Origin of the sequence: Serratia sp. BFP-2025 (assembly GCF_050880365.1) — a bacterium.
Classification (GTDB): Bacteria; Pseudomonadota; Gammaproteobacteria; order Enterobacterales; family Enterobacteriaceae; genus Serratia; species Serratia surfactantfaciens.
In genome coordinates this window covers 280,189-294,125 of record NZ_JBPAFV010000003.1, presented here as the reverse complement: position 1 = coordinate 294,125, position 13,937 = coordinate 280,189, and the positions used below count along the sequence as shown (strand labels likewise).

At 63.5% G+C, this 13,937-nt stretch carries 15 protein-coding genes; 1 reads left to right on the top strand and 14 read right to left on the bottom strand.

The window, feature by feature from the left end; translation table 11 throughout:
* Positions 1–165: 165 nt before the first annotated feature.
* The 9 genes from hpaA to ACRAWE_RS19415 all read right to left on the bottom strand — a co-directional run bounded on the left by hpaA (position 166) and on the right by ACRAWE_RS19415 (position 8,553).
* A complete protein-coding gene (gene hpaA, locus ACRAWE_RS19455) occupies positions 166–1,062 on the bottom strand; it encodes a 4-hydroxyphenylacetate catabolism regulatory protein HpaA (protein ID WP_019454960.1) in 897 nt (298 codons plus the stop codon).
* Positions 1,063–1,096: 34 nt separating this feature from the next.
* Positions 1,097–2,467, bottom strand: a complete 1,371-nt coding sequence (gene hpaX, locus ACRAWE_RS19450; protein ID WP_154747140.1) for a 4-hydroxyphenylacetate permease — start codon at positions 2,465–2,467, stop codon at positions 1,097–1,099.
* A 3-nt stretch (positions 2,468–2,470) separates the two neighbouring features.
* Positions 2,471–3,265, bottom strand: a complete 795-nt coding sequence (hpaI, locus tag ACRAWE_RS19445; RefSeq protein WP_019454958.1) for a 4-hydroxy-2-oxoheptanedioate aldolase — start codon at positions 3,263–3,265, stop codon at positions 2,471–2,473.
* Positions 3,266–3,342: 77 nt separating this feature from the next.
* The gene (gene hpaH / locus ACRAWE_RS19440; RefSeq protein WP_074055322.1) at positions 3,343–4,146 is read right to left on the bottom strand and encodes a 2-oxo-hept-4-ene-1,7-dioate hydratase; all 804 of its coding nucleotides are present in this window, start codon (positions 4,144–4,146) and stop codon (positions 3,343–3,345) included.
* A 14-nt stretch (positions 4,147–4,160) separates the two neighbouring features.
* A complete protein-coding gene (locus ACRAWE_RS19435) occupies positions 4,161–4,547 on the bottom strand; it encodes a 5-carboxymethyl-2-hydroxymuconate Delta-isomerase (protein ID WP_004933172.1) in 387 nt (128 codons plus the stop codon).
* A 50-nt stretch (positions 4,548–4,597) separates the two neighbouring features.
* Positions 4,598–5,671: a 3,4-dihydroxyphenylacetate 2,3-dioxygenase gene (gene hpaD / locus ACRAWE_RS19430; RefSeq protein ID WP_004933173.1), complete on the bottom strand. Its 1,074-nt coding sequence runs from the start codon at positions 5,669–5,671 to the stop codon at positions 4,598–4,600.
* 37 nt (positions 5,672–5,708) lie between these two features.
* Positions 5,709–7,163, bottom strand: coding sequence for a 5-carboxymethyl-2-hydroxymuconate semialdehyde dehydrogenase (hpaE, locus tag ACRAWE_RS19425; RefSeq protein ID WP_033631722.1), 1,455 nt, complete (start codon positions 7,161–7,163; stop codon positions 5,709–5,711).
* On the bottom strand, positions 7,160–7,924 hold the full coding sequence (locus ACRAWE_RS19420) for a fumarylacetoacetate hydrolase family protein (protein WP_004933177.1): 765 nt from the start codon (positions 7,922–7,924) through the stop codon (positions 7,160–7,162). The genes hpaE and ACRAWE_RS19420 overlap by 4 nt, the downstream gene beginning before the upstream one ends.
* Positions 7,921–8,553 carry a fumarylacetoacetate hydrolase family protein gene (locus ACRAWE_RS19415; protein WP_019454953.1) on the bottom strand — a complete coding sequence of 211 codons (633 nt, stop codon included), beginning with the start codon at positions 8,551–8,553 and terminating at the stop codon, positions 7,921–7,923. Before ACRAWE_RS19415 ends, ACRAWE_RS19420 begins: the two co-directional genes overlap by 4 nt.
* Before the next feature lie 327 nt (positions 8,554–8,880).
* Here ACRAWE_RS19415 and hpaR point away from each other — a divergent pair, with 327 nt between their 5' ends.
* Complete coding sequence (gene hpaR, locus ACRAWE_RS19410; RefSeq protein WP_004933183.1) at positions 8,881–9,333, top strand: homoprotocatechuate degradation operon regulator HpaR; 453 nt, start codon at positions 8,881–8,883, stop codon at positions 9,331–9,333.
* 57 nt (positions 9,334–9,390) lie between these two features.
* Here hpaR and ACRAWE_RS19405 read toward each other — a convergent pair whose 3' ends face one another.
* From ACRAWE_RS19405 to ACRAWE_RS19385, 5 genes are read right to left on the bottom strand one after another with little or no spacing between them, the layout of a single operon-like run.
* Positions 9,391–10,182, bottom strand: a complete 792-nt coding sequence (locus ACRAWE_RS19405) for an SDR family oxidoreductase (RefSeq protein ID WP_063918103.1) — start codon at positions 10,180–10,182, stop codon at positions 9,391–9,393.
* Positions 10,183–10,186: 4 nt separating this feature from the next.
* On the bottom strand, positions 10,187–10,984 hold the full coding sequence (locus tag ACRAWE_RS19400) for a molybdenum cofactor biosynthesis F family protein (protein ID WP_049300740.1): 798 nt from the start codon (positions 10,982–10,984) through the stop codon (positions 10,187–10,189).
* Between the two features lie 11 nt (positions 10,985–10,995).
* Positions 10,996–11,778 carry an SDR family NAD(P)-dependent oxidoreductase gene (locus tag ACRAWE_RS19395; RefSeq protein WP_432525777.1) on the bottom strand — a complete coding sequence of 261 codons (783 nt, stop codon included), beginning with the start codon at positions 11,776–11,778 and terminating at the stop codon, positions 10,996–10,998.
* Positions 11,771–12,361 (bottom strand): DUF3156 family protein, encoded by a 591-nt coding sequence (locus ACRAWE_RS19390; protein ID WP_019454949.1) that lies wholly within the window; start codon positions 12,359–12,361, stop codon positions 11,771–11,773. Before ACRAWE_RS19390 ends, ACRAWE_RS19395 begins: the two co-directional genes overlap by 8 nt.
* Positions 12,336–13,829: an APC family permease gene (locus tag ACRAWE_RS19385; protein WP_432525776.1), complete on the bottom strand. Its 1,494-nt coding sequence runs from the start codon at positions 13,827–13,829 to the stop codon at positions 12,336–12,338. The genes ACRAWE_RS19390 and ACRAWE_RS19385 overlap by 26 nt, the downstream gene beginning before the upstream one ends.
* Between the last annotated feature and the right edge of the window lie 108 nt (positions 13,830–13,937).

Genomic DNA, 13,937 nt, shown 5'->3' with positions numbered 1-13,937 from the left:
TCATCGGCATTTTTCAGGCCGTGGAGCCGGCCATTTGTTAAAATAATGTTTTCTTTTGGTTGCTTAATTGAAGCTGCCAAAGCCGGTTTCGAGAAGAGACTTTTGCGGCAATCGCCGGTACTTTTCAGGTCAGTTTGCCGCTTTCGCGGCAAACTGTGATCGCGGTTACGAAAGGGCGTGCTGCGCCGCGCGGTAGGTCGAAGGGGAACAGCCTTCCAGCCGATTGAAAAACCGGGCGAAATAGGCCGGATCCTTGAAGCCGAGGCTGTAGGCGGTTTCATGCACCGTGCAGGCGCTGAACAGCAGCATGCGCTTGGCCTCGCGCAGCAGCCGATCGAAGATCAGCCGCTTGGGCGGCCGATTGGCGAAGCGTCGGCACAGGTCGTTGAGCCGCGATTCGGTCACCCCCAGCGCCTGCGCATACTCCGGCACCGGCAGGTGCTCGCGGAAACGCTCGTCCACCATCTTGTTAAATCGTTGAAATAGTTTCAATTCCCCGCGCACGCCGCTGTTGGCGCTGTCTTCCAGCGCGGTGTTGCGCAGCAGCAGCGTGAACACCGCCTGCGCCAGCAGCGCCAGCGTCTGTTCGCGCCCGGCCAGGTTCTGCGCGAACTCGCGGCGGATCAGCGCCCAATAGTGGCTGAGCGCCGTCAGCTCCTGCGGCGCGTCGGCCAGCGACAGGCAGATGCCCGGCATGTCCAGCGCCAGATTGCTGCCGGGATAGAGGCGCTCCAGCAGCGGCCAAATCAGCTCCTGGCGCACCGTCAGCACGTGGCCGTCGCTGTCCGGTTCGGTGAAGAACGCATGCGGCACCGACGGCGGCGTGAGGATGAACAGCGGCGCCTGCACCGAATAGTGCTGATCGTCGAGCTGCAGCTCTATCTTGCCGGTCTCCAGGAAATGCACCTGGAAAAAGCAGTCGTGCCAATGCACCTGCATGTCGCGGCCGAAGAACGCCGCCAGCCCGGCGAAGGTTTCGTAATGCACCTCGTCGGCGGCGTAGCGCGCGTCATACTCTTTGCAAATATCGATGTTGGCGATAAAGCCGGTACTTTTCCGCACCTCATGACCTCCTGCAATCCTGCCTATCTGCGCATCAAGGCGTCGCTCTCGGGCGCGAATCCTTCATCGGGATGCGCCACACCAACACGGCGCCGACGATCAACAGCGCCGAGACGAAATACAGCCCGGAGTTGAAGCTGCCGGTCATGTCTTTGAACCAGCCGATCAACAGCGGGCTGAGCGCCGATCCGATGTTGCCGGTGGCGTTGATCACGGCGATCCCCACCGCCCGCGCTTCCAGGCTGATCGACTGATCCGGCGTGGTCCAGAAGATCGCCATGGCGGTAAAGGAGCCGACCGAAGCCATCACGATCCCCAGCAGTTGGATCAGGCTGTGATCGGTGGCCGACGCCAATAGCCAGCCGGCGGCGGCGAACAGGTACGGCAGCGCGGTGTGATGCTTGCGCTCCTGCAGCCGGTCGGATCGTTTGCTCCACCACACCATGCCGGCGATGGTGCAGATCTGCGGGATCGCCGCCAGGATGCCGATCGTCACGTTGCTGCTGCCCTGGTTAAAGCTCTGCAGGATCTGCGGCGTCCAGATATTGATCGCGCTCAGGGTGTTGGTCAGGCAGAAATAGGCCAGCGTGTACATCAGCACGATCGGCGTGCAGATCTCGCGCCACAGGCTGCGCTGCTGCAGCGCGCGGTGGCTGCTCGGCCCGTTGGGTTGCACCAGCTGCAGCTTGTCGGCCTCCATCATCGCCTTCAGGCTGGCTTTCTCCTCGTCGGTCAGCCACTTGGCCTTGGCCGGCGTATCGTCGAGATAGAACCACACCACCACGCCCAGCAGCACCGACGGAATGCCTTCCAGCAGGAACAGCCACTGCCAGCCCTTCAGGTTCATCACCCCGTCCAGCGCCAGAATATAGCCGGAGACCAGCGAGCCGATCGCCATGGTCACCGGCATGGCGATCATGAACAAGGCGTTGGCGCGGGCGCGGTAGAACGCCGGGAACCAGTAGGTGAGGTACACCAGAATGCCCGGCAGGAAGCCGGCCTCGGTGATACCGACGATCATACGCAGCACGTACAGGCTGGTGGGCCCGGTGGCGAACATGGTGCAGGTGGAGGCGATGCCCCACAGCACCATGATGGTGGCGATCCAGCGCCGCGCGCCGACCCGGCTCAGCATCATGTTGCTGGGAATGCCGAAGATCACGTAGGTGACATAGAACAACGTCGCCGCCAGCCCGAACATGGTCGAGCTGAGGCCGAGATCTTTGCCCATCGTCAACCCGGCGAAGCCGATGTTGATGCGGTCGAGGAAAGAGAAAACAAACAGCACGAACAGGAAAATGATCAGGCGCCGAAACAACTTTTTAATCACCGATTGCTCGGCGGCGGTTAACGCTTTATGTTGCTGCGCCGGGTTGGCCGGCTGCAGCGAATCGACGTGGTTCATGGTTCAGTAGACTCCCGATGAAGGTGCTGACGCCCCGCCCTGCTTGAACTCGTCCGCCAGGGCTTCCGCCGCCCGCGCCAGCAGGGTGGTGTCCACCCCTACCGCGACGAACAGCGCGCCGGCTTCCAGATAGCGCTGCGCCAGCGCCTTGTTGGCCATCAGAATGCCCGGCGCCTTGCCGGCGGCGCGGATGCGCGCGATGGCGTCGTCGATGGTGCGCTGCACCTCCGGGTGCTGCGGGTTGCCGGCGAAGCCCATGTCGGCGCTGAGATCCGCCGGGCCGATAAACACGCCGTCCACCCCTTCCACCTGTAAAATGGCGTCGAGGTTTTTCACCGCTTCGCGGGTTTCAATCTGCACCAGCACGCACATCTGCTCGTCGGCCTGCTGCAGGTAATCGGGCACCCGGTTCCAGCGTGAAGCGCGCGCCAGGGCGCTGCCGACGCCGCGCACCCCGTGCGGTGGATAGCGCGTCGCGCGCACCGCGTCACGCGCCTGTTCGGCGTTTTGAATCATCGGGATAAGCAAGGTTTGCGCGCCGACGTCCAGCAGCTGCTTGATGATCACCGCGTCGTTCCACGGCGGACGCACCACCGGCTGGCTGGGGTAAGGCGCGACCGCCTGCAGCTGCCCCAGCACCGTTTGCACGTTGTTGGGCGCATGTTCGCCGTCGATCAGCAGCCAGTCGAAACCGGCGCCGGCCAGCAGCTCGGCGCTGTAGCTGCTGCACAGCCCGAGCCACAGCCCGATCTGCGGGCGTTTTTCCTGCAGCGCACGTTTGAAGTGGTTGGTTAACATCGCATTCTCCCTGACAAGCGGGCGCGGCGCATGGCCCCCGCCCGGTTTAGTGCGGCCCGGTTCGCCGAGCCTGCTTATTAGACGAAGCGGCAGCTGATGCAGCCCATCGGGCCGTAGTCGACGTGGAAGGTATCGCCGCGCCGCGCCGGCACCGGCCGGGTGAAGGAGCCGCCGAGGATCACCTGCCCCGCCTCCAGCTCCACCTCATACGGCGCCAGCTTGTTGGCCAGCCAGGCCACGCCGTTGGCCGGGTGGTTGAGCACCGCCGCCGCCACGCCGGACTCTTCAATCACGCCGTTGCGGTACAGCAGCGCAGAGATCCAGCGCAGATCCAGCGCATCCGGCTTGATCGGCCGCCCGCCCATCACCACCCCGGCGTTAGCGGCGTTGTCGGAGATGGTGTCGAACACCTTGCGCGGCCGCTGAGTCTCGGGATCGACGTTATGGCTGCGCGCGTCGATAATCTCCAGCGCCGGAATGATGTAATCGGTGGCGTTGTAGACGTCGAACAGCGTACAGTTCGGCCCGCGCAGCGGCTTGGCCAGTATGAACGCCAGCTCCACCTCCACCCGCGGCACGATAAAGCGATCGATCGGAATATCGCTGCCGTCGTTGAAGAACATGTCGTCCAGCAGCGCGCCGTAATCCGGTTCGGTGATCTGCGAGCTCACCTGCATGGCGCGCGAGGTCAGGCCGATCTTGTGGCCTTTGAGCGTGCGCCCCTCGGCGATCTTCAGCTCCACCCACTGCCGCTGAATGGCGTAAGCGTCTTCGATGGTGATCTCGGGATGATCGAGCGACAGCGCGCGGATCTGCTCACGGCTCTTTTCCGCCTGATGCAGACGCTGCACGGCGCGGTTAACCTGCTCTTTATCCAGCATTTACGACCCCTTATTCACGCTTTGTTGAACAGCGCGTGGACATTGTTCTGTTTGTAATTCAGTACCGGATCCAGCTCTTCCATAGTGAAAGAGAGCGCCAGGTAACGCTGCGCCATCAGCGCGGCGAAGTGTTCCTTGATCAGCGCAAACAGCATCTCGCCCACCTGTTGCCGGCTTTCCAGACTGCGGCCGTGGCCGATCTTCAGCGTCATGTGCACGAAGGCGTAATCCTGCTTGCCGTCGGCCATCTGCCAGGTGTCGAGCCAGATGGCGCGGCTGCGCACGCCGGCCAACGGGAAGATGCCGGTCGCCGCCAGCGCTTCGTTGACCTTGGCGAACAGAGTCGGCAAATCCGCCTCGCGGCGGATGTTGTCGGTACATTCAGCGTAAAAATGGGGCATAGCGTTCTCCAGACGGCGAATATGCGCGGGCCAGGCCCGCGCAACGGCATTTACAGCGTATTGCCAAGTTTGAAACCTTTTTCCGTATCGCCCTCGCGGGTATAGGAAAAACCGTCTGCGCCGATGGTGACGGCCATTTCGCTGGGCGCGCTGCGTTCGATGACCGGCTGCGGCTGCCCATCGAGATCCAGCACCAGCGATCCTTCGGTGTACCAGCTCGGCACCACCGGATTGCCCCACCAGTCGCGGCGCTGGTTGTCATGCACGTCCCAGGTCACGGTCGGGTTGTCCGGATCGCCGGTGTAGTAATCCTGCGTGTAGATTTCCACGCGGTGGCCATCGGGATCGCGCAGGTAGAGATAGAACGCGTTGGAGACGCCGTGACGGCCAGGGCCGCGTTCGATCAAATCGGATTTGCGCAGCGCGCCGAGTTTGTCGCAGATGGCCAAAATGTTGTGTTTTTCATGGGTGGCGAAGGCGATGTGGTGCATGCGCGGCCCGGCGCCGCCGGTCATCGCGGTATCGTGCACCGTCGCCTTACGGCGCATCCAGGCGGCGTAAACCACGCCGTCTTCATCGCGGATGTCTTCCGTTACGCGGAAGCCCAGCCCCTGGATATATTCCACGGCGCGCGGCACGTCTGGGGTGATTTGGTTAAAGTGATCGAGGCGCACCAGCGCGCCCGGCGTATACAGATCGTAACGCCAGGCCAGACGCTCGACGTGCTGCACGTCGTAGAAAAATTCGTACGGGAAACCGAGCGGATCTTCTACCCGCACCGCATCGCCGATGCCTTTGGCGAACCCGTTCACCCGCCGCTCGGTGCGGCAGCCAAGCGCCTTGAAATACGCTTCGGCGCGATCGACGTCTTCCGGCGTGCGCACGCGGAAAGCAAACGCCGCCACGGCGGCCACCGGCCCTTCGCGCAGCACCAGGTTATGGTGAATGAACTCCTCCATCGAACGCAGGTAGAGGGTTTTGTCATCTTCGGCGGTCACGACCAGGCCGAGGATATCGACGTAAAATTCGCGTGCGGCTTTAAGGTTCGTGACCTGAATTTCCATGTAGGCACAGCGCACGACGTCGGGAGCAGGGACAGCATTAGTGGTCAGTTTTGTCGTCATTGTTCTCATCTCTCTCGTTATTATTGTGGTCTGAGGCTCAGACGCCCCATTTCGGGATCGGGTGGTCGCCCATGGAAATGCACACGTTCTTCATTTCGGCGAACACTTCGAAGCTGTATTCGCCGCCTTCGCGGCCGGTGCCGGAGGCTTTCACGCCGCCGAACGGTTGGCGCAGATCGCGCACGTTTTGGGTGTTGACGAAAACCATGCCGGCTTCGATGCCGCGGGCCAGGCGCAGAACCTTGCTCACATCCTGCGTCCAGATGTACGACGCCAGGCCGTACTCCACGTCGTTGGCCATGCGCAGGCCGTCTTCTTCCGACTTGAACGGCAGCAGGCAGGCCACCGGCCCGAAGATCTCCTCCTGCGCCACGCGCATCCGGTTATCGACATCCGCCAGCACCGTCGGGCGCAGGAAGTTGCCGTGGCTCAAACCAGCCGGTTTGTCCGGGCCGCCGGCCAGCAGGGTCGCCCCTTCTTCCACCCCGAGGCGGATATAGCCGGAGACTTTTTCCCAGTGCTGCGGGCTGATCAGCGCCCCCACCTGGGTGTTGGGATCTTGCGGATCACCCACGCGCAGACGGTTGGCGCGCTCGGCGAAGCGTTTGACGAATTCCGGGTAGATGCTCTCCTGAATGAAGATGCGCGAACCGGCGGTGCAGCGTTCGCCGTTGATCGAGAAGATGGTGAACAGCGCGGCGTCGAGCGCCCGCTCGATGTCGGCGTCTTCAAAGATCAGCACCGGCGACTTGCCGCCGAGCTCCATGGAGAATTTCTTCAGCCCGGCGCTTTCGATAATGCGGCGGCCGGTGGCGGTGCCGCCGGTGAACGAAACCGCGCGCACGTCTTTATGGCGCACCAGCGCGTCGCCGGCGGTGGCGCCGTAACCCTGCACCACGTTCAGCACCCCGGCGGGAATACCGGCCTCTAGCGCCAGCTCGCCCAGGCGATCGGCGCTCAGCGGCGACAGTTCGGACATCTTCAACACCGCAGTGTTACCCAACGCCAGGCAAGGTGCGGTTTTCCAGGTGGCGGTCATGAACGGCACGTTCCACGGCGACACCAGCGCGCAGACCCCCACTGGCTGCACCAGCGTGTAGTTGAGCATCTTGTCGTCCACCGGGTAGGTCTTGCCGTTCATCTGCTGGCACACCTCGGCGAAGAACTCGAAGTTGTGCGAGGCGCGCGGGATCAGCACGTTTTTGGTCTGATGGATCGGCAGGCCGGTATCGGCAGTTTCCATTTCGGCGATCTGCGGCACGTTCTGGTCGATCAGTTCACCCAGACGGCGCATCAGGCGCGCGCGCTCTTTCATCGGCGTGTTGGCCCATTTGGGGAAAGCCTCTTTCGCGGCCGCCACCGCCTGGTCGATCTCCAGCTGGCCGCCGGAGGCCACTTCCGCCAGCACTTCGCCGTTCGCCGGGTTGGTGGTGGTGAAATACTCTTTGCTGGCGACGTTCTTGCCGTTGATCCAGTGGTTGATGGTTTTCATCGCAGGCTCTCCTCGTAATCTTTTTCACTGATAATGTGGTTAACCAGACGGCCGATGCCCTCGATCTCCACCACCACTTCGTCGCCCGGCCGCACGTCGGCCAGCCCTTTCGGCGTGCCGGTGGCGATCATGTCGCCCGGCTGCAGCGTCATGAATTCGCTCAGGTAGGCGATCAGGAACGGAATGTCGAAAATCATGTCGGCGGTACTGCCGCGCTGGCGCAGCTCGCCGTTGACGTAGGTGCTGAGCGCCAGCCGGTGCGGATCGGCGACGTCGTCGCGATCGACGATGTACGGCCCGATCGGCGTCAGGGTATCGCGGCTCTTCACCCGCAGATTCGGCCGGTAGTAGTTTTCCAGGTAGTCGCGGATGGCGTAGTCGTTGCACAGGGTGTAGCCCGCCACATACTCCATGGCGCGCTCGCGGCTGACGTTGCGCGCGGTCTTGCCGATCACCGCCACCAGCTCGGCTTCGTAATGCATGTACTCCACGTCGGCAGGACGCACCGATACCTGACGATGGCCGGTCAGGGTGTTCGGTGCCTTGAGGAACACCAGCGGCTCTTCCGGCGCCTTGAATTCCAGTTCGCTGGCGTGGTCGGCATAGTTCAGCCCCAGGGCAAACACCGTGCCCTGCGCCGGCGGCAGCCATTCCACTTCGCGCTCCTGCAGCACCTCGCCGTTTGGCAGCGTGACGCGCAGCTGGTCGTCCACCTGAACGTTGACGATCTGGCCATGATGGCGAATACGGGCATGTTTCATGATGTGGCTCCTGCCTGGGTGACGCGGTTGCTCAGAGTGGGCAGGCCGGCGGCGCGCACCGTCACCTCATCCCCCGGTTTGATCTCCACCCGCTGGTGCGGGGTGCCGATCAGCACCGCATCGCCCGGCTGCAGGGTGATGAAATCGCTGATGGCGGCGATCAGCTCCGGCACCGAGCGCACCAGATCGGCGGTGGACCAGCGATCCTGCTCCACGCCGTTGATCTCGGTGACGATCTCCAGCCGATCCGCATTCTCCAGCTGGCCGATCTCTCCCAGCGGGCAGAACCCGTCGCGGCATTTGGCCTTGATCGCCGGGCGATAGAAGCTGCTCTCCGGCAGGCTGACGTCGTTGGCCAACGCGTAACCGGCCAGATAACGGCTCACCTGCGCCGCCGGCACCTTGCGCGCGGTGTCGCCGATGATCACCGCCAGCGTGCCGCCGCTCTGCACGGTTTCACCGGCCGGAAACGGGATCGCCCCGCCGTTGGCGAGGTGGGTATTGCGCGGTTTGATAAACCACACCGGGGTTTTGGGTGGGGTCTGATACGGCGGCTGGTGAAACGCCTGATCCCAGGCGTCCAGTTGGCTGCGGTGGTTCAGCGCAACGGAAAATACGGTGCCTTTCATGCGAACTCCTCCAATGGCAAAACATGACAACCGGCATTCATTAATATATTAATGATTACTTTTATACGCTGTGCAGCTTTTACGCAACGCGCTTGGAGTGATTTGTGATCGTGATAACAAAATATTCACAAAACAAGAACATTAGCGTGATTACTCAACGTATTAACCCTTTTTCACACCATTTTTCGCTGCGCCTTGCATTTTTGCTTTATCCCTACGGGTAACTTTGGCTACTATTAAGTTATTAACAAAATCGGGCTTTGTGGGGCAGGCGCCCCCATAACGAGCGCCGTAATAACGAACACCTTGATAGCTAAGGCCAAACTTATGCATGAATCGTTAACCATCGCCCTGCTGCAGGCGCGTGAAACCGCCATGGGGTTCTTCCGCCCGATCCTGAAAAGCCACAATCTCACCGAGCAGCAGTGGCGCATCATCCGCGTGCTGGCCAACAGCCGTTCGATCGAATTCCACGAGCTGGCGGCGGAAACCTGTATCCTGCGCCCCAGCCTGACCGGCATTCTGTCGCGCATGGAGCGCGACAAGCTGATCTTCCGCCTGAAACCCGTCAACGATCAGCGCAAGCTGTACGTGTCGCTGACCCAACAGGGTCAGGATCTGTATGAAGTGGCGCGCCACCAGGTGGAACAGGGCTACGCCGAGATTGAAGCCGCCTTTTCGCGGCAGAAAATGGACCAGTTGATGACGTTGCTGGACGAGCTGATCACCCTGGGCGACAGCCTGCCCGCCAACGTCACCGCGCATCCTGCCAAGCAGTGATTTAACCCACCGGAATTCTCAAATTAATTGGCGTCTGCAGCCAACAACGCTGCAGCGTCAAGCAAGCGGAGAATTCGTTTCCGGCAACAGCGCGCCGCCGTCCACCACCAGCGTCTGGCCGGTGATATAGGCCGCCGCCGGCGAGGCGAGAAACACCATCGCCGCGGCGATGTCTTCCGGTTCACCCAGCCGCCCGAGCGGCACCGCAGCGGCGATCGCCTGATTCACCTGCGCGTCGCCCAGGTTGGCCATCGCCGGCGTGCGGATCATCCCCGGCTCCACGCCGTTGACGCGAATTTTCTCCGCCGCCAGCTCCAGCGCCGCCGCGCGAATAAACCCGTTCACCCCGGCCTTGGAAGCGGCGTAGTGCGCCAGCCCCGGGTAGGCCACCCGCGGGCCGGTCACCGACGAGGTCACCAGCAGACTGCCGCCGCCGGAGCGGCGCATCCACGGCAGCGCTGCCTGCGCCAGAAAGAACGGCGCCATCAGATTGACGCTCAGCGTGCGTTGCAGCAGGGCCGCGTCGATGGCGGCGAACGGCGTCAGCGGAAAGTAAGCGGCGTTGTGGATCACCACATCCAGCCGTTGATGCCGCTCGCCCACCGCCGCCACCCCCTCGGCGATCTGCCCCGGCTCGGCCAGATCGCAGGCCAGCGCCTGCACGCTCAACCCTTCGTCCCGCAGCGCTTGCGCCGCCGCCTGTGCCTGCGGCAGCTGCACGTCCGCGATCGTCACCTCGGCGCCCAACCGGGCGAAGGCGCTGACGATCGCCAGCCCAATGCCCTGAGCGCCGCCGGTCACCAGCACCGCCTGCCCCGCGAAGGCGTCGGCCGCATAGGTTGCGTTCATCGGCCTATCCTCGCGGGTGGCGCGTGGTGTTCAGCACCTGCGCGTGGGCGCCGACCGCAAAGTTGCTCAGCGCGCTGAAATCGCTGCCCTGATAGCCGAGGATCTTGCCGTCGGTGCGCATGCCTTGCAGATCGATCATCACCACGCCCAGCGTCGGAATGATCTTCTCGCGCCAGACGAACAGATAAAGCTGCTCCGCCACCTTCACGTAGTGACAGCGATCGACGTCCGCCAGCCCTTTCTCCACCCCGTCCAGACACTGCCAGGCGTAGAAGTTGTCGTTCAGGTAGATATGCTCGTAGCGTTCGGTCGGGCTGTAGGTGTACATATTGCGCATGCCGATCAGCTCATCGGTAAAACCCGGCGGCGCCACGTCGGCGTCATCCAGCGTGCCGAAGCGGAATTCGGCCTCGACCGCGGTCAGCGGCAGCCCCTGTTCCACCCGGCTGAAGGCGTCGAGCCGCGCCTGCGCTTCGTCCGGCAGTTGGCCGTACACCGCGGTGAAGTTGCCCTGATTGCGGTCGCACACCAGCGTAATGCTGGCGTTGGCGCGTGCGGGGTCGAGAAAATCGATGAACAGCACGCCGGGGCGAATGCTGGTGGCGCGATAGGCGACGCCGCGCCGCTCTCCCCACTCCAGCGTCTGCTCGTCGGTGAACCGGCAGCGCTGTGTCGCACCGTCGCGAAAGCGCAGCGTCAGCGTGGTGCCCGCCAGGCCGTGCTGGCGTTCCAGCGTATTGCTGTGCGGCGCAAAGCCTTCCGCCAGCGCGCCAACCTGAATGAATACCGCTTCTGAACTCATGGAAATGCTCCTTACAGGGAAGTGAAAGCCAATGTCGGCACATCGACGATGGTGGAGCCGCCGTCGGCCACCAGCGCCGCGCCGGTAATGATTGAAGCCTCGCTGGAACAGAGGAAACGGCAGACGCGGGCGATCTCCTCGGCGCTGGCCGGCCGGCGCAGCGGCACATCGCGGCAGACCATCTGGTAAGCCTGCTCCAGCGAAATCTGATGGGCGTCCATCAGCAGCTGCATCTCTTCGTCCGCCATCGGCGTGGTCACCCAGCCGGGACACACCGCGTTGGCGCGCACGCCCAGCGGGCCATAGTCGCGGGCGATGGAGCGCATCAGTCCGATCAGCGCGTGCTTGGCGGTGACGTAACCGCAGACCTCCGGCCCGGCGGCCAGCGAGGCGATCGAGGCGACAAACAGCAGGTTGCCGCCGCTCTTGATCAGCTCCGGCAAGCAGGCGCGCGCGCTGGCGAAAGCGCTGTTGAGGTTGCTGTCCATCGCCCCTTGCCACTGCTCGTCGGTCATCTCGGTAATGCGCTTGAAGTCCATGCCACCGGCGCTGCCGATCAGGCAGTCGATGCGCCCGGCGTCGCGCAGAATGGCCGGCAGCAGCGTGTGGTTCCAGCTCTCGCCGCTGGCGGCGTCGCCCACCAGCGCCTGCGCGCCGATCTCATGCGCCAGCGCCGCCAGCGGTTCCGGGCGGCGGCCGATGATGAACACCCGATCGCCCTGCGCCGCCAGCAGACGGGCGCAGGCGGCGCCGACGCCGGTGCCGCCGCCGGTAATCACAACCACTCTATTCATGATTCAGCTTCTCCATCAGTTGGCCGATCATCAGCAGGCTGCTCAACAGCAGCCGCCGCTGTTCGGCGTCCAGCCGCAGATAGCGGCGGCCGGCCGGCAAACGGCTGACCACCTCCGATGCGGCGAAATGCTCGATATCCACCTGCCAGCGCCCGTCTTTGACCGTCAGCCGCACGCGGCGAAAATCCAGCTGCGCCAGCGTCTCGCCGATCTGCGGGTAGCGCAGCAGGCCATCCAGCACCCGCTGCGCGGCCGCATGGCGCTGGCGCAGCAGATAGCGCACGCCGCGCCGCCGCAGCCAACCGCCGGTCACCACGTCCAGCGTCAGCGGGGGCTGCGCCGCGCACGCGCCCTGCAACCGAAAACGATGGCTGACGATATGCGCCATAAACAGCCCCTGCACCTGTTCGCTGACCTCGATCTGCGGCCCCTGCGGCAGCGTCAGCCGCAGCAGTCCCGGCGCCAGACGTTCGCACGCGTAGGGTTCCAGGTTGCGCGCCAGACGATCCAGCGCGGCGCCCGGACGATAGCCCGACGGCGCTCGCCGCCAGGCGCGATTAAGTGAGGGAAGTAAGCCGATCAAACTGCGCCTCCTCGTTTTCGCCCTTGGCGAAGGCATTTTCCAGCACCTGCTCGACCGGCACCGGCTTGAATGGATTCACTTTCTGCACGCACAGCGTCCAGAACAGCGCATAGGCGGCGGTCAGGCCGATCATCCAGCCGAAGGGAATGTAAACGTCGCTCGGGTTCATCCCCGGCGGCGTGATGTAGACGATGGCCAGCACGATGCCGACGCTGGAGACGATTTGCGGCAGCGGGAACCACGGCGATTTATAAGCGCGCGGCAGATCGGGGCGACGCAGGCGCAGGATGACCACCGAGCAGGTCACCAGCAGGTAGGCCACGCCCCAGGCGCACACCGCCGCCAGCACCAACGGAATGATCTTGTCGAGGTTGCCCTGAATGGCGAAGGCGTGCACGCAGGGGATCAGAACCGCCACCAGAATGCCGACCACCGGCGTTTTAAAGCGCGGGTGCAGATACGCGAACATGCGCGGCAACGCGCCGTCCAGCGCCATGCCGTAAAGGATGCGCGGCACCGCCGCCATCAGCGTATTGATGGTCGCCGCGGCCGCCAGCAGCAGGCCGACGCCCAGCCAGTATTTGCCGAACTGGCCCATCACCTGGCCGGCGAAGGCCGGGATGGCCATCGGCGTTTCCAGCAGGCGCGTGCCGCTGGCGGCATCGACCACCACGTTTTCCACCTGGTGGCTGAGCGCCGCGCCGTACAGCGCCATGCACACCGCCACGCCGCACAGCCCGAGCGCCATGGCGCGCGGGATCACCCGATCGCAGCGTTTGATCTCCGGCGCCATCGGCGTCACCAGCTCACAGCCGACGAACATGAACATCGCCATGCCGATCAGGCTGAATACCGCGAAGGGATCGTTCAGGCTCAGCGTGCTGCCGAACCAACCCTCGAGCGGCACCGCATGCGGCGACAGCAGCCCGACGATGCCGAAGATCACCAGCGTGCTCCACATGGCGAAGGTCAGCACGATCTCCGCCTTGCCGAAGGCCTCGATGCCGAACGCATTGAGCAGGCCGAACACCACAACCAACCCGACGCCGACCATCCAGGAGGCGTTGTGGCTTTCCATCAGGGTGTTGAGGTGCTCGAAGTTCACCAGCGCCATGATGCCGGAGAGAATGGTCTCGGCGGTGCCGGCGAAGATATGCACGATCAGGTAGGCCGACAGCGCGCCGGTGATGGCGAAAAAGCGCCCCATGCCGCAGGAGATGTAGTCGTAAACCGAACCGGAGGTCGGCAGCAGCGCCGCCGCTTCGGAGAAGGTGGTGAGCTGCGCCTGCATCATGATGAAGGCGATCAGCATCGCCAGCGCGAAGGTGTCGCCGCCGATGCCGAAGCCGCTGGTGACCGTCAGGATCACCGGGCTGGCCATGATCACCCCGACCGAACTGGCCAGGGTGGTGGGAAAGCCGACCTTGCCTCGAGCCAGGTGGGCGTGCAACCGCGACGACAGGTTCATGGTTATTTCCTCTTATAGTTTTGGCCTGATGCATGCAGGTGCTTGCAGGTTTTTCACCGCCAGTGGCGGTCATCTCACTATAGAGAGGAAAGGAAAATGCTGACTATC

Bases quoted from the DNA above. Each gene is read 5' to 3' on its own strand.
- ACRAWE_RS19385 (WP_432525776.1), bottom strand. From the start codon at position 13,829: ATGAACCTGTCGTCGCGGTTGCACGCCCACCTGGCTCGAGGCAAGGTC.
- ACRAWE_RS19400 (WP_049300740.1), bottom strand. From the start codon at position 10,984: ATGAGTTCAGAAGCGGTATTCATTCAGGTTGGCGCGCTGGCGGAAGGC.
- hpaH (WP_074055322.1), bottom strand. From the start codon at position 4,146: ATGCTGGATAAAGAGCAGGTTAACCGCGCCGTGCAGCGTCTGCATCAG.
- hpaE (WP_033631722.1), bottom strand. From the start codon at position 7,163: ATGAAAACCATCAACCACTGGATCAACGGCAAGAACGTCGCCAGCAAA.
- hpaI (WP_019454958.1), bottom strand. From the start codon at position 3,265: ATGTTAACCAACCACTTCAAACGTGCGCTGCAGGAAAAACGCCCGCAG.
- ACRAWE_RS19415 (WP_019454953.1), bottom strand. From the start codon at position 8,553: ATGAAAGGCACCGTATTTTCCGTTGCGCTGAACCACCGCAGCCAACTG.
- ACRAWE_RS19395 (WP_432525777.1), bottom strand. From the start codon at position 11,778: ATGAATAGAGTGGTTGTGATTACCGGCGGCGGCACCGGCGTCGGCGCC.
- hpaX (WP_154747140.1), bottom strand. From the start codon at position 2,467: ATGAACCACGTCGATTCGCTGCAGCCGGCCAACCCGGCGCAGCAACAT.
- hpaR (WP_004933183.1), top strand. From the start codon at position 8,881: ATGCATGAATCGTTAACCATCGCCCTGCTGCAGGCGCGTGAAACCGCC.
- ACRAWE_RS19420 (WP_004933177.1), bottom strand. From the start codon at position 7,924: ATGAAACATGCCCGTATTCGCCATCATGGCCAGATCGTCAACGTTCAG.
- ACRAWE_RS19435 (WP_004933172.1), bottom strand. From the start codon at position 4,547: ATGCCCCATTTTTACGCTGAATGTACCGACAACATCCGCCGCGAGGCG.
- hpaD (WP_004933173.1), bottom strand. From the start codon at position 5,671: ATGACGACAAAACTGACCACTAATGCTGTCCCTGCTCCCGACGTCGTG.
- ACRAWE_RS19405 (WP_063918103.1), bottom strand. From the start codon at position 10,182: ATGAACGCAACCTATGCGGCCGACGCCTTCGCGGGGCAGGCGGTGCTG.